The organism is Ectothiorhodospiraceae bacterium BW-2 (genome assembly GCA_008375315.1).
Lineage (GTDB): Bacteria > Pseudomonadota > Gammaproteobacteria > Thiohalomonadales > Thiohalomonadaceae > BW-2.
The window spans coordinates 2104746-2121572 of sequence record CP032507.1; the positions used below are offsets into that span (position 1 = coordinate 2104746).

The 16827-nt window shown below is 55.8% G+C and carries 17 protein-coding genes and 1 tRNA gene; 13 read left to right on the forward strand and 5 right to left on the reverse strand.

Going from position 1 to position 16827, the window contains the following annotated elements:
• Nucleotides 1–14: 14 nt before the first annotated feature.
• From murJ to ptsP, 3 genes are read left to right on the forward strand one after another with little or no spacing between them, the layout of a single operon-like run.
• The gene (murJ, locus tag D5085_10015; protein QEP43430.1) at nt 15–1574 is read left to right on the forward strand and encodes a murein biosynthesis integral membrane protein MurJ; all 1560 of its coding nucleotides are present in this window, start codon (nt 15–17) and stop codon (nt 1572–1574) included.
• A 49-nt stretch (nt 1575–1623) separates the two neighbouring features.
• The gene (locus D5085_10020; GenBank protein QEP43431.1) at nt 1624–2163 is read left to right on the forward strand and encodes an RNA pyrophosphohydrolase; all 540 of its coding nucleotides are present in this window, start codon (nt 1624–1626) and stop codon (nt 2161–2163) included.
• Nucleotides 2160–4421, forward strand: a complete 2262-nt coding sequence (gene ptsP / locus D5085_10025) for a phosphoenolpyruvate-protein phosphotransferase PtsP (protein ID QEP43432.1) — start codon at nt 2160–2162, stop codon at nt 4419–4421. Before D5085_10020 ends, ptsP begins: the two co-directional genes overlap by 4 nt.
• Here the strand turns inward: ptsP and waaF are convergent.
• From waaF to D5085_10050, 5 genes are read right to left on the reverse strand one after another with little or no spacing between them, the layout of a single operon-like run.
• Nucleotides 4398–5357, reverse strand: a complete 960-nt coding sequence (waaF, locus tag D5085_10030; protein QEP43433.1) for a lipopolysaccharide heptosyltransferase II — start codon at nt 5355–5357, stop codon at nt 4398–4400. The genes ptsP and waaF overlap by 24 nt on opposite strands.
• Before the next feature lie 38 nt (nt 5358–5395).
• Entirely contained in the window at nt 5396–6196 is an 801-nt protein-coding gene (locus D5085_10035) for an aldo/keto reductase (protein ID QEP43434.1), read from the reverse strand.
• A 22-nt stretch (nt 6197–6218) separates the two neighbouring features.
• Nucleotides 6219–7658 (reverse strand): bifunctional D-glycero-beta-D-manno-heptose-7-phosphate kinase/D-glycero-beta-D-manno-heptose 1-phosphate adenylyltransferase HldE, encoded by a 1440-nt coding sequence (gene hldE / locus D5085_10040; protein QEP43435.1) that lies wholly within the window; start codon nt 7656–7658, stop codon nt 6219–6221.
• Between the two features lie 9 nt (nt 7659–7667).
• Complete coding sequence (locus D5085_10045; GenBank protein ID QEP43436.1) at nt 7668–7844, reverse strand: zinc-finger domain-containing protein; 177 nt, start codon at nt 7842–7844, stop codon at nt 7668–7670.
• Nucleotides 7845–7872: 28 nt separating this feature from the next.
• A complete protein-coding gene (locus D5085_10050) occupies nt 7873–8793 on the reverse strand; it encodes a branched-chain amino acid transaminase (protein QEP43437.1) in 921 nt (306 codons plus the stop codon).
• 175 nt (nt 8794–8968) lie between these two features.
• Between D5085_10050 and D5085_10055 the strand changes: the two genes are divergently transcribed.
• The 10 genes from D5085_10055 (at nt 8969) to D5085_10100 (ending at nt 16819) form a co-directional block, all read left to right on the forward strand.
• Nucleotides 8969–10738 carry a tetratricopeptide repeat protein gene (locus D5085_10055; GenBank protein QEP43438.1) on the forward strand — a complete coding sequence of 590 codons (1770 nt, stop codon included), beginning with the start codon at nt 8969–8971 and terminating at the stop codon, nt 10736–10738.
• The gene (gene lolB / locus D5085_10060; protein QEP43439.1) at nt 10689–11351 is read left to right on the forward strand and encodes an outer membrane lipoprotein LolB; all 663 of its coding nucleotides are present in this window, start codon (nt 10689–10691) and stop codon (nt 11349–11351) included. Before D5085_10055 ends, lolB begins: the two co-directional genes overlap by 50 nt.
• The gene (locus D5085_10065; GenBank protein QEP43440.1) at nt 11348–12217 is read left to right on the forward strand and encodes a 4-(cytidine 5'-diphospho)-2-C-methyl-D-erythritol kinase; all 870 of its coding nucleotides are present in this window, start codon (nt 11348–11350) and stop codon (nt 12215–12217) included. The genes lolB and D5085_10065 overlap by 4 nt, the downstream gene beginning before the upstream one ends.
• A 14-nt stretch (nt 12218–12231) precedes the next feature.
• Nucleotides 12232–12305 (forward strand) — tRNA-Gln (locus D5085_10070).
• Nucleotides 12306–12358: 53 nt separating this feature from the next.
• Nucleotides 12359–13297, forward strand: coding sequence for a ribose-phosphate diphosphokinase (locus tag D5085_10075; protein ID QEP43441.1), 939 nt, complete (start codon nt 12359–12361; stop codon nt 13295–13297).
• A 96-nt stretch (nt 13298–13393) separates the two neighbouring features.
• Nucleotides 13394–14005, forward strand: a complete 612-nt coding sequence (locus tag D5085_10080) for a 50S ribosomal protein L25/general stress protein Ctc (protein ID QEP43442.1) — start codon at nt 13394–13396, stop codon at nt 14003–14005.
• A gap of 26 nt (nt 14006–14031) precedes the next feature.
• Nucleotides 14032–14610 (forward strand): aminoacyl-tRNA hydrolase, encoded by a 579-nt coding sequence (locus tag D5085_10085; protein ID QEP43443.1) that lies wholly within the window; start codon nt 14032–14034, stop codon nt 14608–14610.
• A gap of 61 nt (nt 14611–14671) precedes the next feature.
• Nucleotides 14672–15763 carry a redox-regulated ATPase YchF gene (ychF, locus tag D5085_10090; GenBank protein ID QEP43444.1) on the forward strand — a complete coding sequence of 364 codons (1092 nt, stop codon included), beginning with the start codon at nt 14672–14674 and terminating at the stop codon, nt 15761–15763.
• A 167-nt stretch (nt 15764–15930) separates the two neighbouring features.
• Nucleotides 15931–16374: a hemerythrin gene (locus D5085_10095; GenBank protein QEP43445.1), complete on the forward strand. Its 444-nt coding sequence runs from the start codon at nt 15931–15933 to the stop codon at nt 16372–16374.
• 16 nt (nt 16375–16390) lie between these two features.
• The gene (locus tag D5085_10100) at nt 16391–16819 is read left to right on the forward strand and encodes a globin (GenBank protein ID QEP43446.1); all 429 of its coding nucleotides are present in this window, start codon (nt 16391–16393) and stop codon (nt 16817–16819) included.
• Nucleotides 16820–16827: the final 8 nt, after the last annotated feature.

Consider the following 16827-nt stretch of genomic DNA (forward strand, 5'->3'; position numbering starts at 1 on the left):
GGGGCTAACGCCGCATGAGACTGTTTCGCTCTACCGCGATTGTCAGCGCCATGACGCTTATCTCGCGTATCTTCGGCTTTATGCGTGATCTGCTGTTTGCACAGCTATTTGGTGCCGGTTCGGCAACTGATGCCTTTTTTGTCGCCTTTAAGATTCCCAACTTTATGCGCCGCCTCTTTGCGGAGGGGGCGTTTGCCCAAGCCTTTGTGCCGGTATTAAGCGAGTATCGCACACAACGAACACCGCAGGAGGTGCGCGAGCTGATCGGGGCGGTCAGTGGTACCTTAGGGACGCTGTTATTGGGGTTGACGCTGCTAGTCTGGATGGGGGCGGGGACAGTGGTGTGGCTCTTTGCCCCCGGATTTGGCGACGATCCGTTTCGACAGCAGCTAACGACTGAGATGTTGCGCTGGACTTTTCCCTATCTTTTGTTTATCTCGCTTACCGCTCTAGCGAGCTCGGTTCTCAATAGCTACCAGCGCTTTGCGATACCGGCACTCACCCCGATCTGGCTCAATATTATTTTAATGACAGCCGCACTCTACTGGACTCCCTATAGTCGGGAGCCGGAGTTAGCGCTAGCGTGGGGGGTGGCGTTGGCCGGTGTGGTGCAGCTACTGTTTCAGCTCCCCCCCCTGTGGCGAATGGGGTTACTGCCGCTGCCGCGCTGGGGCTGGCGTGATAGGGGGGTACGGCGGGTGATGACATTGATGTTGCCAGCGATGTTTGGCTCCTCAGTGGCGCAGATTAATCTGCTGTTTGATACTATTTTAGCCTCGTTTCTCATCGCCGGCAGCGTCTCTTGGCTCTACTACTCAGATCGATTAGTCGAGTTTCCGTTAGGACTCTTTGGCGTAGCGCTAGGCACGGTTATTCTCCCTACCCTGTCGCGCCACCACGCCGAAGCGACGCCTGAGGCGTTTAGCCATACGCTCGATTGGGCGCTGCGTTGGCTGTTTTTAATTGGCACGCCAGCGATGATCGCGTTAATGGTTTTGGCCGAGCCGCTGCTAATTACGCTCTTCTATTATGGTGAGTTTGATAGCCATAGTGTTACTATGACGGCGCTGAGCCTTCGCGCCTACAGCGTGGGGCTGTTGGGGTTTATGCTGGTTAAGGTCTTGGCGCCGGGGTTTTATGCTCGTCAAGATACCCGTACGCCGGTGCGTTATGGGGTGATCTCGATGGGGGCGAATATGGGGCTTAACCTACTGTTTGTGGTACCGTTGGTGTGGTGGCAGGTGGAGGGGACTCACGCCGGTCTGGCGTTGGCGACCTCGCTGGCGGCCTATTTGAATGCGTTTTTGTTGGGGCGATACCTCTATCGGGAGCAGATCTATCGGCCACAGCTCGGCTGGGGTCACTTTGCTCGGCGGCTGCTGTTGGCCAATCTCCTGTTAGCGTTGGGGTTGTTGTGGGGGGTGCCGGCCGCTGAGGCGTGGATGTCGTGGCCGTTTGAGCAGCGGTTGGCGATGATGGTTCTGGTGGTGGTTGTCGGGATGGTGGGGTATTTGGGGCTGCTGTGGGGGTTGCGCTTGTCGTTAAAGCAGTTACTGCGCTACCAAATTAATTGATTGAGAGACAACATTTGCTCCGATGGATAGAGTGTGAAAAAATGGATTCATGGTGGCTGATTCGGTAATCGACAGAGATGGTTTTCGTGCTAATGTGGGTATTATCCTAACCAATCGTGAGGGTAAGCTGCTGTGGGCGCGTCGTTGTGGCCACGATGGCTGGCAGTTTCCTCAAGGGGGAATTTTGCGTAGTGAAACGCCGGAGGAGGCGCTATTTCGTGAGCTTAAAGAGGAGATTGGGCTGGAGCCGGCGGATGTGGAGCTGTTAGGGCAGACTCGTGGCTGGCTGCGCTATCGGCTGCCAAAGCGCTATATTCGCTACCGTAGCCGCCCCCTCTGTATCGGCCAGAAGCAGCGCTGGTATCTGCTGCGCCTGTTGGCTAGTGAGAGCAAAGTACGGCTCGACCTAACCGAAAAGCCGGAGTTCGACCAGTGGCGCTGGGTGAAGTACTGGAAGCCGCTAGATGAGATCGTCTTCTTTAAACGCCGAGTCTATGAACGGGCTCTGACTGAGTTAGAGGGGCTACTCTTTCCCGAGCAGGCGAAAAACGCCCCCCCTGTCTGTCGCGAACTATCACGCCGTCGATGAGAGATAGCCTCAATCAACTCCACCTAGAGCTAGAGGCGGCGACGACGCTGCCGTTGGCGCTAGAGCTGACGGTCAACGGTCTGCAGCAGCTACTGGATGTCGCGGTCTGCTCTATCTATCTGCATGATGAGTCGAAGCACGATTTGGTGATGGTCGCTACCGCCGGCCTAAACCACCACTCTATCGGCCAGGTGCGGCTGACGCTCGATCAGGGAATTGTCGGGCTGGTGGCGCAGCGAGCCGAGCCGATTCATCTAACCGATGCCCCCGAACACGCCCGTTTTCGCTTCTTTCCCGAGATTGGTGAGGAGGGGTTGACCACCTTTTTGGGGGTGCCGATTATCGATCGGCGCGAAAATATGGGGGTGATGACGCTACAGCAGCCCACTGGTGCCTTTTCAGATGAGGTGTCGAGCCAGTTAGTCACCTTTGCCGCTCAACTCGCCCGCATTGTGACCCGTTTTAACGGCCTAGAGGCGCTCAATCTGCCCGGTGGGGGGCGGCTGAAGCGACGAGACGCCGCGGAGAGGCGCCACTATCAGGCGATTAGCGGTGCCCCTGGGGTCGCCTTTGGCAAGGCGGTGGTGATCGATAGTGAGCTTGATCTCGCCTCGGTGACTGAGCAGAAGCCGGGCGATAGTGCGACGGAGCTACAACGGCTGCGTCAGGCGATCGACGCGGTAGATCTAGATCTCCATGCGATGCGAGATAACTGGGATGAGCTGCTGCCTGAGGGCGATAGGGCGCTATTCGATGTTTACAGTATGATGCTACAGAGCAGTAGTTTTGCGGTCGAGATGGAGCGCCACATTGTCAACCAAGGCTGTGGCGCGGCGACTGCGGTGCGCAATGTGGTGGCGAGCCACATGGAGCTATTCGCCCAGATGAGCGATCCCTATCTGCGCCAGCGGGGGGAGGATGTCTATGAGTTAGGGCGTCGTATTGTCGAAAAGCTACAAGATGGCACTGCCGGGGCGGAGAAGCACTACCCCCGCAACACTATTTTAGTTGCACGGGAGATCACCGCCGCGATGATGGCGGAGGTGCCGGCTAAACGGCTAAAGGGGATTATTTCGCTCCAGGGCTCTCGCACCTCCCATAGCGCTATTTTGGCGCGGGCGCTAAAAATTCCGGCGATTTTGGGGCTGGAGAATCTGGCAATGAACCAGCTCTCGGGGATGGAGATCGGCATGGATGGTGCTAGTGGCGATCTCTATATCAAACCCTCGACCATTACCCGCAAGGCGCTGCGGGTGAAGCAGCAGCTACGACAGGAGGAGCAGCAGCAGTTTGAGACGATTCGAGAGCTACCGGCCGAGACGCTAGATGGTGTGCGGATAAAACTCTACGCCAATTCGGGCCTCATGGCCGATCTTGATGATGCGATTAGCTGCGGCGCTGAGGGGATAGGGCTCTATCGTACTGAATATCCATTTATGATTCAAAATCGCTTCCCCGGTGAGGAGGAGCAGCTAAAGATCTACCGTAAGGTGCTACAGACGCTCGCCCCCCAGCCGGTGACGATGCGCACGCTCGATATTGGCGGCGATAAGGCGCTGCCCTACTTTCCGATTCAAGAGTCGAACCCCTTTCTAGGCTGGCGCGGGATCCGCTTTACCCTCGACCACCCCGACATCTTTCTAGTTCAGGTGCGAGCGATGTTGCGGGCTAATATTGGGTTGGGAAATTTGCGAATTTTGCTGCCGATGATTACCAATTTGAGCGAGCTCGATAGTGCGCTAATGCTGATTCAGCAGGCCTATCAGGAGCTACAGGGGGAGAGCAAACGGGTCGAGTTACCGCCGCTCGGAGCGATGATTGAGGTGCCCTCAGCGGTCTATCAGGCCCACTGTATTGCTCGTAAGGTCGATTTTCTCTCCATCGGCAGTAACGATTTAACCCAATATCTGCTGGCGGTCGATAGAAATAATGCCCGGGTCGCGGGGCTATACGACTCGTTTCATCCGGCGGTTATTCAGGCGTTAGCCCAGGTGGTTCGGGCAGCGAATGAGCAGCGGACCGAGCTGAGTATCTGTGGCGAGATGGCCGGTGATCCCGATGCGGCGAGGTTGTTAATCGGTCTTGGGATTGAGAATTTAAGTATGAACGCCTCCTCCATTCCGGAGGTGAAGCAGTCGATTCGCCAAACGAGCATGGCACAGCTACGAGAGCAGGTGGAGAGGCTGCTCGATGCCGAGAGCGCTAGCGAGGTGGCCTCGGGGTTACAGAGGGTTTTAGGGCGGCAGCGCCTCTACTAGCTGGTGTGGAGTAAGCCGCTGTAGGCAGTCGGTATGGCCTAGCGGGCAGTGGCGTTTAAAGCAGGGGCTGCACGGTAGCTTTAGCGTCATCATGGTGCGCTTGGGCGTGAGTGGCGGGGTGTAGTCGGGGCTGGAGGAGCCGTAAATGGCCACAACTTGGATGCCGACCGCGGCGGCGATATGCATTAACCCCGAATCGTTACTCACCGCGCAGTGGCAGAGGGCGAGTAGATCAATCGCCTCGGTGAGTGAGGTTTTGCCGCAGAGGTTTTGCAGCGGCCGTTGGCTTAAGGCGGTAATTGTCTCGGCGTTGGGGCGATCTTTGGCCGAGCCGAGTAGCCATAGCTGATAGCCTCTATCGTATAACTGCTGTGCTAAGGTGGCAAAGTGGTGCGCCGGCCACTGTTTGGCTGGGCCATATTCGGCACCGGTGAGCAGCGCGATAGCCGGAGAGTCGGAGGCAAGGCGCAGCCGCTGTCGTAGCTGCTGTTGCTGCTCTCTATCGACCCTTAGTTTGGGAAAGGGGGTGGGGGGCGGCAGGGGAGCGTTAGTCGGGTAGCCGAGGGCGACATAGCGCTGTACGGTTTGGGTCAGTAGGCGCCTGTTTAGGGGGCGTAGATCGTTGAGTAGCCCGTAGCGCATCTCACCACGATAGCCTGTGCGCAGGGGTGTCTGGGCTAGCCACGGAATGAGTGCCGCCTTCCAAGCGCGGGGCAGGGTTATCGCCTGCTGGTAGTGTTGTTGACGCAGCGAGCTACCGAGGCGATAGCGCTCGCTCCAACCAAATTGGCCGTGGCCGACCGCCAGTGGCAGGGCGCGATCCACCTCTGGCATTCGTTGCAGTAGCGGTAGTGACCAGGGGGGGGCAACGACATCGATAAGGGCTCCACTGTGGCGCTGTTTGAGGCTGATAAACAGGCTCTGCGCCATGACCATATCGCCAATCCAGGCCGGTCCGATAATGAGTCGCCTATCTATTGACTTAACTCGTGGTGTCGCTGCCACTGCGCTACTGTTGCGATATTGGCCTGTAGATGCTTTGGGTTGATAGTTCCCACAATCATGGAGCTCACCGCCGGTTGCGAGAGCACAAACTGCAGTGCCGCCTCCACGCCGCCACCGCCAGCGGCACGATCCGCATGGCCACTCTGTAGCCCCTTTTTTATCACCACACCCCGATTTAACTCAGCCGCTCGTTGTAGCACCGGCAGCTCATCGGTATAGGCGGGGTTGATGGTTGCCATCACCACATCCATGTTCTCGACACACCAGAGCCCGCCGGCAACCGTTTTGGTGGAGAGCCCTACTGCTCGAATTAAGCCGCGTAGCTTCAGCTCTAGCAGGGTGTCACAGATCGGTTGCTGCTCAATAATCGCCATGTCATCGCCGTGGGAGTGGACTAAAACGACATCAAGATAGTCGCGTTTAAGGCGACGCAGGCTCTGTTCGACAGAGGCAATGGTGGCGTGACGGCTAAAATCGAAGTGGGAGTGGCCGTCGATAAACTGCTCTCCGACCTTCCCGATTACGACCCAGTCGTGACGGTGGGGGAGGAGTTGACCTAAGCGCTCCTCCGAGCTGCCATAGGCGGGGGCGGTATCGAGGGTATTGATGCCGCTCTCCCACGCGAGCTCTAGCAGTTGTGCCACCGCTCTATCGTCGGGGAGTTCAAACCCTTGGGGATATTTTACCTGTTGATTGCGACCGATTTTAACCGTTCCTAGCCCTAGCGGGCTGACGCTGATTCCGGTCTCTCCTAAAAGATGGCGTTGCATGGGCGCTACTGTTAATCGCTCTTTAGCCACGCTTTTTTGTGGTTCGAATTGAGCCGATAATTGCGGTGGTGGAGAGATTATCGAGATAGCTCATCACGCTAACCTCGCCGCCGGCGGCGCGAACGCACTCGCCACCGGGTATGTTATCGGGATCGTTATCCCCCCCTTTGACTAAGATATCGGGGGTGACTGCGCAGATCAGGCGGGTTGGGGTATCTTCACTAAAGCCGACGACCCAATCGACACAGTGGAGCGCCGCCACGACCTGCATCCGTCGGTTCTGGCTGTTGACTGGGCGCTCTTCGCCTTTAAGTCGCTTGACGGAGGCATCATCATTGATGGCGACGATTAACCTCTCCCCTAGTCGAGCCGCCTCCTCTAGGTAGGTGACATGGCCGGCGTGTAGAATGTCGAAACAGCCGTTGGTCATCACGACCTTTTCACCGTGGGCTTTGGCCTCCTGCACCAGCGCTAGGAGCTGGGTTTCGTTAACGATCCCTTTATCGACACTATCTTGCTGTCGTAGCGCCTGGCTTAGTTCGGTGGTGTTGACCGTTGCCGTACCGAGCTTACCGACGACAATGCCGGCAGCGAGATTGGCCAGTTCGGTCGCCTGTTTGAGCGAGTAGCCGCTCGCTAGTGCCGCACCGAGGGTGGCAATGACCGTATCGCCCGCGCCGGTGACATCAAACACCTCCCGAGCGCGGGTGGGGCAGTGGAACGGCGGCTGATTAGGCTCTAACAGGGTCATGCCCGCTTCGCTGCGGGTAATTAATAGCGCCTCTAGCTTAAGGTGCTCCATGAGTTGGCTCCCTCTGCTAACCAGAGTCTGCTCATCGGGACAGCTACCGACGACCCGCTCTAGCTCGTGCAGATTAGGGGTGAGTAGGGTGGCGCCGCGATAGGGGGTAAAGTCATCCCCTTTCGGATCAATTATCACAGCTTTGCCGGCAGCACGGGCTGCGCTAATAAAGGGTTGCGGGGCGGCGAGAGTCCCCTTGCGGTAGTCGGAGAGGATCACGACGTCGCACGCTGAGAGCTGTTCATGGTAACGAACTAGTAGCTGCTGTTGTGAGGCGGGGGGGAGCGTCTGCTCAATATCGAGTCGAATGAGCTGCTGGTGGCGGCTCATGACCCGCAGTTTGACGGTGGTGGGGTGCTGTTTGAGCCGGTTGAAGTGGCACTCTATCTGGGCGTGGCCTAACTTGAGCTGGAGCGCCTCTGCCGCTTCGTCATCGCCGGTGGTACCGGTTAGGCTGACCCGACAGCCGAGGGCGGCTAAGTTGAGAGCGACATTCGCTGCCCCGCCGGGGCGCTCTTCACACTCACCGATGTTGACCACCGGTACCGGTGCCTCAGGTGAGATGCGGGAGGTATCGCCATGCCAGTAGCGATCTAGCATTAGATCGCCACAGACGAGCACTCGGTGGTGGTGAAACGGGGGCAGCAGTAGGGTCTGCATCGGGCTACCTTAATCACTCTCCGGAAGATGGTACTCGGCACCGCAGTAGGGGCACTTCGCTCTACCGCTAGCCTCAATATCGAGAAAGACGCGGGGGTGGCTATTCCAGAGGGTCTCGGCGGGGCGAGGGCAGTGGAGCGGTAGCTCGCTGCGTTCAATGGTGATAGGGGAGGTAGCGGGGATCATGATTCGACTCCTGACAATTTGAATAGCGCTATAGGTAGCTTAACCAACTATCGGTGACCGGGTGGCGGCCGTGGACGGCATCAAAATAGAGGCTCTGTAGCTTTTCGGTGATTGGCCCGCGGCTACCGGAGCCGATAGGGCGGTTATCGACTTCACGAATGGGGGTGACTTCGGCGGCGGTGCCGGTAAAGAACGCCTCATCGGCGATATAGACCTCATCTCGGGTGATGCGCTTCTCTTTGACCTCAATGCCTAACTCTGCTGCGAGATGGAAAATGGTCTTGCGGGTGATGCCATCGAGCGCTGAGGTGAGATCGGGGGTAATCAGTCTGCCATCTTGGACGAGGAAGATATTTTCGCCACTCCCTTCGGCGACATAGCCTTCGTTATCGAGCAGCATCGCCTCATCGTAGCCGCAGCTAATCGCCTCCTGTAGGGCGAGCATCGAGTTCATGTAGTTACCGTTCGCTTTCGCTTTACACATGGTGATGTTGACATGGTGGCGAGTGTAGGAGGAGGTGCGAATGCGAATGCCCCTCTCCATCCCCTCGGCCCCTAGGTAAGCTCCCCAAGACCAAGCGGCAACGATGGTATGCACCTTTAGGTTATCGGCTCGCAGCCCCATCCCCTCCGAGCCGTAGAAGCACATCGGACGGATATAGGCCGATTCGAGGTTGTTCTCTCGCACCGCCTGTCGCTGAGCCTGATTGAGCGTCTCTTTATCGAACGGCAGCGCCATCTGCAAAATATGGGCCGACCGAAAGAGGCGGTCGGTGTGATCCTGTAGCCGGAAGATGGCGGTTCCCCGCTCGCCTTTATAGGCTCTCACCCCCTCAAACACCCCCATGCCGTAGTGCAGGGTGTGGGTTAGGACATGAGTCTGCGCCTCACGCCAGGGAACCATCTCACCATCCATCCAAATTACGCCGTCACGATCTGCCATGCTCATGGGTCGTCTCACTCCTCTGCAAAATTGACTATTGACGCTATATTGCACCATAAAACTGAGCGTGGGGATACTCCATTTTGTGCTCTAGTTGCTGTTTTGATGCCCTCTTTTCGGTTAAAGTAGCGTTCAGATTGGTAAGGGTGGGTCGAGTTGGTTATGGCCTACGCAAAACGGGATGGTTTTAAAGATAGGTAAGATGATGCGTTTGCTTCTCTCTTTTTGGCTGCTAATGGCAGTGGTGCAGTTCGCTGGTTGTAGTTCGCTGCAGGTTGATTCTGAACTTGAGGAGCCGGCTATTACCGTAGTCTCCCCCTCTCCACAGCAGGGAGAGAGCCCGGCCGTTAGTGTCAGTGCGCGATCGCGTGAGCTGCCTGAGGTGGAGCTGACCGCGCCGTTGATGATGGAGCTACTTATCGCTGAGATGGCCGATGTGGAGGGGCAGTACGGCATAGCAATGATCTACTTTTTTGATACCGCTCAAAAGAGCCGTGATCCCCGCCTAGCGCAGCGGGCGACGCGGGCGGCGGTCTTTGCCAAAAACTACCCCTTTGCTGTTCAGGCGGCGGCGTTTTGGGTCGAGCTAGAGCCGCAACATCAGGAGGCTCGACAGGCGCTAATCTCGCTGCTGGTATCGCTTGATCGTTATCAGGAGGCGAAACCCCATCTACAACAGCTAGCAGAGGCGCAGAGGCTACAGCAAGTTAGCAAGATACTGGCGCGAGCCGCTGACGCGAAGCAGGCGCTGGCGCTGTTCGATGATCTCTATCTGCCAGCAGAGCGCACTGCCGCACAGCACTATGTCGGTGCCGAGCTCGCTTTTGAGCTAAAGCAGTATGAGAGTGCGCTATCGCGGCTTAAATTAATGGGGGAGGAGGAGACCCTGACGCTGGAGCAGCGGCAGCTACAGGCGAATGCGCTCTACCATAGCGGCGATATAGCCGCGGCGATTGAAGTGCTAGCGGAGCTGTTGCAGCGCTCTCCTGACGCGGCCACCATTCGGCTGCGCTACGCTAGAATGTTAATCGATAATAACCAGCTAGAGCAGGGGTATCAACAGCTTAAAATGCTCTCCGAGCAGCTACCTGATAACAGTGATGTGATCTACGGTCTAGGCCTTATCGCCTATAACGCTGGCCGCTATGATGAGGCTAAGGAGCAGTTTGAAAAGCTGCTGGCACTCAATAACCGTGTCGATATGGTTCGGCATACCTTAGGGCAGATTAGTGAGTTACAGCAGCAGCTAGCGCAGGCGATTGAGTGGTATCTCCAGGTTGAGAAGGGGGAGTACTACATTCAGTCGCAGCTCCGGGCGGCAGTGCTGATGGCAGAGACAGGGTCGTTACAGCAGGCCCTAGCCCATCTCCAGCAGCTTCAGGTTGAGAGTGAACAGGAGCAGCTACAACTAGAGCTGATTCAGACCGAGCTGCTGGTGCAGGCTGGGCGGTATGATGAGGCGATGGCGCGTTATACCACCTTGTTGCAGCAGACGCCCGATAGTATAGAGCTGCGTTACGCGCGGGCGATGGTGGCTGAGAAGCTAGAGCAGTTAGCGCTGTTAGAGCAGGATTTGCGCCATGTGTTACAGCTAGAGCCCGATAACCATCAGGCGTTAAATGCGCTGGGCTATACGCTGGCAGATCGCACCGAACGGGCCGAGGAGGCGTATCAGTTAATCGAGAGGGCGTATCAGATCTCTCCCGATGATCCGGCGATTCTGGATAGTATGGGCTGGGCGCTCTACCGACTCGGACGCCTTGAGGAGGCGCTACAGTTTTTACAACAGGCAGCTGAGGCGCTCGAAGATGGGGAGATATTTGCCCATTTAGGCGAGGTGTTGTGGATGGCAGGCGAGCGCGAAGCAGCGCAGCAGGTGTGGCAGCGAGCGAAAGAGATCGATCCCGATAATCGAGTCCTGCGCCGTACTCTGCAGCGGCTGCTGCCTTGATGGTCGAGCCCTTGTCGTGATCATCGTCGTTGTCGCTTTGGTTCTGCTGCTAGGGGGGTGTGCTGTTTCGGTAGCGCCGGAGCTGCCCTATCTCTCCCATCTCACCCCGCAGCAGCAGCAGCAGCGCTTGATCGCTTGGGAGTTTGGTGGCCGAGTGGTGGTCAATATGGCTAGCGAGAGCTGGCCGGCCTCGCTACGCTGGCAGCAGGTGGCTAGTGGCTACCGTCTGGCGATTGAGGCGCCCTTAGGGCAGGGGAGCTTGCGACTGAGTGGGGGGGGCTCTGAGGTGTTGCTAGAGAGTGACACGGGGGAGCAGTGGCGAGCTGGTTCGGCCAGAGAGCTACTACAGCAGCAGTTAGGATGGGAGCTGCCGCTGGAGAGTCTGCGCTACTGGGTTGTCGGGGTGCCGGCACCGGGCGAGTTTCGCCAGCGGTTGAGCCGAGAGGGCGATATGGCGCTGTTAGAGCAGCAGGGGTGGCAGTTAGAGTTAAGCGGCTACCGCCCCTACGACGGCTACCGCCTGCCGCATAAAATTATCGCCCGCGCTGAGGATAGTAGCGTTAAAGTGGCGATTAGTCGCTGGCAGCTCGGCCTTGGTGAGCTATCGTTATGAGTCGTAGCGCTCTAGCGGCAGCGGGGTATTGGCCAGCACCAGCCAAAATTAACCACTTTCTTCACATCACTGGCCGCAGAGCCGATGGTTATCATCTGTTACAGACGGTGTTTCAGTTTCTCGATTTTGGCGATCAGCTCGCCTTTGAGATCAATCAGACGGGTCAAATTGGGCTAACAAGCTCGCTCTTAGGGGTGGCGGATGAGGATAATTTGGTACTTAGAGCGGCGAAACGGCTCCACTCTCATTGCCGCTGCCGCTATGGGGTAACGATTGATCTCCGAAAACAGATCCCTGCCGGTGCTGGCCTAGGGGGAGGTAGCTCCGATGCGGCGACGACGCTGGTGGCATTAAATCGGTTATGGCGCTGCTCGTTATCGGTTGATGAGTTGGCGGAGCTGGGGCTAACGCTAGGTGCTGATGTGCCGGTATTTGTTCGCGGTGAGGCGGCTTGGGCGGAGGGGATAGGGGAGCGATTGCAGCCGATAACGCTGCTAGAGCCGTGGTTTTTGGTGGTGGTGCCACCGGTGTCTATCGCCACTGCGGAGCTTTTTTGTCATCAGCAATTGACACGAGACCAATCTGCCATCACAATATGCGCATTCCTGACGGGGTCTGAGAACACCATCAATGTGTTCCAGCCACTGGTAAGTCGGCTCTATCCAGAAGTGAACCGAGTTATTCAATGGTTAGATCAATTTCAGACTCCCCGCATGAGTGGTACCGGTTCGGCTGTCTTTGCACCGTTTGCCAGTCGCGCTCAGGCGCTAGAAGTTGCGGCAACTTGCCCCGACTCTAGCTGGAAGAGTTTCGTTGCCAGAGGGATCAACTCCTCGCCATTAAAGCAGCGATTGCTTTTGGAATAGCTTAATCATACTTCTGGGGTATCGCCAAGCGGTAAGGCAGCGGGTTTTGATCCCGTCATCCCAGGTTCGAATCCTGGTACCCCAGCCATATTTTCATATTTCGTTGAGGTTGTTACCATTAAACAAGAGGCTAGCAGAGCTATGATGGTCTTTGCAGGCAATGCCAACCCCCAACTGGCACAAGACATCGTAGGCTATTTGGGAATCCCGCTCGGTAAAGCGATCGTCGGCCAGTTTAGCGATGGCGAGGTGATGGTTGAGATCCTCGAAAATGTGCGCGGTCGCCATGTCTTCATTCTGCAACCGACCTGTCAGCCGACTAACGACAATCTGATGGAGCTACTGGTATTGGCCGATGCCCTAAAACGCGCCTCGGCCCATACCATTACCGCTGTGATTCCCTATTTCGGTTATGCGCGTCAAGATCGGCGTCCTCGCTCTAGTCGCGTCTCGATTACCGCTAAGGTGATCGCCAATATGCTCGCCTCCGCTGGGGTGCATAATCTGCTGACGGTTGATCTCCATGCCGATCAGATTCAGGGCTTTTTCGATATCCCGGTCGATAATGTCTATGCTTCACCGCTACTGTTAGGCGATATTTGGCGCAGCAGCGACCCCGATCTCATGGTGGTCTCTCCCGATGTCGGTGGCGTGGTGCGAGCTAGGGCGATAGCGAAGCGGCTCGATGATGCCGATCTGGCTATCATCGATAAACGGCGTCCCCGCCCTAATGTGGCGCAGGTAATGCATATTATTGGGGATGTTAAGGGGCGCAGTTGCGTGCTAGTCGATGATCTGGTCGATACCGCCGGAACACTCTGCCTAGCCGCTAAAGCATTAAAGGAGCATGGCGCGGCTAGAGTGAAGGCCTATATCACCCACCCCGTTCTCTCCGGCCCGGCGATTGACAATATCAACGGTTCGCAACTCGATGAGTTGGTGGTAACCGATACCATTCCCCTAGCTGAGTCGGCACGACATTGCGAGAAAATTCGCCAAATTTCGATTGCTGAGATGTTAGGTGAGACGATTCGACGCATCTACAACGATGAGTCGGTCAGTTCACTTTATATGGATTAGCCGCCGCTTTTTTAGTAGAATCCGCGCTCTTTTTTGGATGGCTGCTCTCTGGTCGCGGAGAGGTAGCCTTTTTGCTCTATTATCAGGAGAACAAGTATGAGTAGTGTTAACTATAAACTGACTGCCGAAGTTCGCAGCGATACAGGTAAAGGTGCGAGCCGCCGCCTGCGCAAAGCGGGCAAAATTCCGGCAATTATCTATGGCGGCTCTGGAGCGCCGCAGTCGATTATGATGGATCATGATAAATTGATGCACCAGCTAGAGCATGAATCGTTCTACTCCCATATCCTAGAGCTAGATATGGGGGGGCGTAGTGAACAGTGTGTCCTCAAGGATCTACAGCGCCATCCGGCCAAAAACAGGATTCTTCATGCCGATTTTTTACGCACTAATCCCGAAGAGCGGTTGCGTATGAGCGTGCCGATCCACTTTATTAACGAGGATATCGCCCCTGGAGTGAAGAAGGGGGGAATGGTCTCCCATAACATTACTGAGGTGGAGATATTCTGTCTGCCCAAAGATCTGCCCGAGTATCTGGTGGCTGATCTAAGTCAGCTAGAGATTGAGCAGACGCTCCATATCTCCGATATTCAGCTACCCGAAGGGGTCGCTTTAGTGGAGCTAAGCCACGGGAGTGAACACAATCTACCGATTGCCGCGATTCATAAGACTCGTGCGAGTATCGAGGCGGAAAAAACGGGCGCTTAAAGCTCGTCTCGTCTCTGGCCCGATTGATGGGGGCGATACAGATAATAGCTGGTCTAGGAAACCCTGGGCCACAATACCAGCAGACCCGGCACAACGCCGGGTTTTGGTTAGTCGATGCGCTAGCTGAGCGCTGCGGTGCAAGCTGGCAGAGGCAGAGCCGTTTTCAGGCCGAAGTGGCTCAAATCACTCTCAACGGCGAACCGGTGTGGCTGCTCAAACCGATGACCTTTATGAATCGTAGCGGTAGCGCAATAGGTGCCTTAAGCCGCTACTACAAAATTGAGGCACCCGAGGCGATATTGGTCGCCCATGATGAGCTCGATCTGCCGCCCGGTAGGGTGCGCCTAAAGCAGGGGGGAGGGCATGGGGGCCATAATGGCCTGCGCGATACTATCTCTCATCTCAATAGTCGTGATTTTTGGCGGCTGCGACTCGGGATCGGCCATCCGGGCAGCGCCGCCGAAGTTACCCCCTATGTCCTAGGGAGTGCGCCTGTTAGCGAACAGCCGCAGCTATGGCAGATGGTGCAGCGCACGGTGGAGGAGATAGAGGCTATCGTCGCCGGTGAGTTTCAAGTGGTGATGAACCGACTCCATCGCGATTGAGAGCAGGATCGGTTGATGGGAGCAATTAACAGTTTAACTTTGTTGAGCGGGAAGAGAGTCTATGGGAATTAAGTGTGGCATTGTGGGTCTGCCTAATGTGGGTAAATCGACCCTGTTTAATGCCTTGACCCAAGCCGGTATTCAGGCAGAGAACTACCCCTTCTGCACCATTGAGCCTAATGTCGGGGTGGTGGCGGTACCGGATGAGCGGTTATTGCAGCTAGAGCAGATTGTGAAACCACGCCAGAGAGTCGCGACGACGATGGAGTTTGTCGATATCGCCGGTCTGGTCGCGGGAGCCTCTAAAGGCGAGGGGTTGGGGAATAAGTTTTTAGCCAATATTCGCGAAACCGATGCCATTGCCCAAGTGGTACGCTGTTTTGACGATGAGAATGTGGTTCATGTGGCCGGTCGGGTTAACCCGCTGGACGATATTGAGACGATTAACACCGAACTGGCACTTGCTGATCTGGAAACGGTGGAAAAAGCGGTGGTAAGAGTCTCTAAGTTGACCAAAAGCGGCAATAAAGAGGCCAAAGCGAAGCTAGAGACGATTGAAAAGGCGCGTGCTCACCTAGAGCGAGGAGAGTTGGTTCGTACGCTAACGCTTGATGAGGAGCAGCAGAGCCACCTCTATGATCTCCATCTTTTGACAGTCAAACCGACGATGTATATCGCCAATGTGGCCGAAGAGGGTTTAGAGAATAACCCCCATCTGGAGGCGGTAAGGGAGCTAGCTAAGGGTGAGGGGAGTGAAGTGGTTCCGGTCTGTGCCGCTATCGAAGCGGAGCTAGTCGAGCTAGAGGCACAGGAGGCGGCGCTATTTTTGGCCGAAATAGGCCAGAGCGAACCGGGACTCAATCGGGTCATTCGTGCCGGTTATCGGTTATTGGGGTTGCAGACCTACTTTACTGCCGGCGAGAAGGAGGTGCGTGCTTGGACGGTGAAGGTGGGAGCGACCGCACCGCAGGCGGCGGCGGTGATTCATACCGATTTTGAGAAGGGCTTTATTCGTGCTGAAGTAATAGCCTACCACGACTTTGTCGCCTGTGGAGGGGAGCAGGGGGCAAAGGAGGCGGGTAAGTTTCGGTTGGAGGGGAGAGAGTATATCGTCAATGATGGTGATATTATGCATTTTCGGTTTAATGTGTAACTTTAAGAGTTAGCTCACCCCATTTAGCCCCAGCATAGGTACCGAACGGGTGAACAGGGCCTCATGTGGCGATAAAACTGGCCAACAGGGCATAAGAATGTCATAATTATTGCATATTCTAACGAAGAGATGGCCTTTTAGAAATGAAACATGGGGTTTAACCGAATATGTTAGTAGAGTGGGATGATGAACTGAGTGTCGGTATTCAGGAGATTGATGAGCAGCATAAAGTGCTAGTCGGTCTAGTGAACGAGATGCATGATGCCATCCACGAACACCAAGGTCGCGAAGCGTCGATCGCGATTTTGGTGAAGCTAGTGGACTATACCAAGATTCACTTCGCCGTTGAAGAGAGTCTAATGCGGATCTTTGAGTACCCAGAGTACGAAGAGCACAAAGAGCAGCATGCCGCCTTGCTAGATGAGATTGCGATTATGCAGGAGAAGATTGACGCAGGTGGAGCCATTAGCTTTCAGCTACTCCACTTTTTGAAGATGTGGCTCACTAAGCATATTGTCGATTCAGACAAGAACTATACCGAACATTTTCTAAATACCGGCGTTAAGGCCACAACCAAAAACCAGAGCTGGTTCTCTCGCTTATGGCACTAGCGTTTAGGTGCAATGGATGACACGACTCACCCCTCAAGAGAATTGCATAGTTCATGACAGCCTCAATCGGGCTAGTCAACATGAAGAGTTTATTGATATTTTTTACGATGACTTCTTTCATAACGCCACCGGTGCCCTGCAGTTTTTTAAGGTGGTCGATATGGAGCGGCAGAAGAAAAAGCTCCGCTCCACCCTTAAAACCCTCATTCAAGCGATAGACGAAGAGCCGGGGCTGGAATTCTATCTGGAGTATCTGGCTCGAATGCATCAACGGTTTCATATTCCGCCGGAGATGTATGAGGTATGGGTCGATTCACTGATGGTGGCGCTGCGCCGCTGCGACCCGCTCTTCTGTCAGTCGCAGGAGGAGTTGTGGCGCAGAGTGTTACAGCATAGTGTCGATATCCTCTCTGGCGTTGAGGTCGAGCACTACCACTCTGCCTAAGAGAGGTG

Bases quoted from the DNA above. Each gene is read 5' to 3' on its own strand.
- murJ (QEP43430.1), top strand. From the start codon at position 15: ATGAGACTGTTTCGCTCTACCGCGATTGTCAGCGCCATGACGCTTATC.
- D5085_10020 (QEP43431.1), top strand. From the start codon at position 1,624: ATGGTGGCTGATTCGGTAATCGACAGAGATGGTTTTCGTGCTAATGTG.
- ptsP (QEP43432.1), top strand. From the start codon at position 2,160: ATGAGAGATAGCCTCAATCAACTCCACCTAGAGCTAGAGGCGGCGACG.
- waaF (QEP43433.1), bottom strand. From the start codon at position 5,357: ATGGTCATGGCGCAGAGCCTGTTTATCAGCCTCAAACAGCGCCACAGT.
- D5085_10035 (QEP43434.1), bottom strand. From the start codon at position 6,196: ATGCAACGCCATCTTTTAGGAGAGACCGGAATCAGCGTCAGCCCGCTA.
- hldE (QEP43435.1), bottom strand. From the start codon at position 7,658: ATGCAGACCCTACTGCTGCCCCCGTTTCACCACCACCGAGTGCTCGTC.
- D5085_10045 (QEP43436.1), bottom strand. From the start codon at position 7,844: ATGATCCCCGCTACCTCCCCTATCACCATTGAACGCAGCGAGCTACCG.
- D5085_10050 (QEP43437.1), bottom strand. From the start codon at position 8,793: ATGAGCATGGCAGATCGTGACGGCGTAATTTGGATGGATGGTGAGATG.
- D5085_10055 (QEP43438.1), top strand. From the start codon at position 8,969: ATGGTTTTAAAGATAGGTAAGATGATGCGTTTGCTTCTCTCTTTTTGG.
- D5085_10065 (QEP43440.1), top strand. From the start codon at position 11,348: ATGAGTCGTAGCGCTCTAGCGGCAGCGGGGTATTGGCCAGCACCAGCC.
- D5085_10075 (QEP43441.1), top strand. From the start codon at position 12,359: ATGATGGTCTTTGCAGGCAATGCCAACCCCCAACTGGCACAAGACATC.
- D5085_10080 (QEP43442.1), top strand. From the start codon at position 13,394: ATGAGTAGTGTTAACTATAAACTGACTGCCGAAGTTCGCAGCGATACA.
- D5085_10085 (QEP43443.1), top strand. From the start codon at position 14,032: ATGGGGGCGATACAGATAATAGCTGGTCTAGGAAACCCTGGGCCACAA.
- ychF (QEP43444.1), top strand. From the start codon at position 14,672: ATGGGAATTAAGTGTGGCATTGTGGGTCTGCCTAATGTGGGTAAATCG.
- D5085_10095 (QEP43445.1), top strand. From the start codon at position 15,931: ATGTTAGTAGAGTGGGATGATGAACTGAGTGTCGGTATTCAGGAGATT.
- D5085_10100 (QEP43446.1), top strand. From the start codon at position 16,391: ATGACACGACTCACCCCTCAAGAGAATTGCATAGTTCATGACAGCCTC.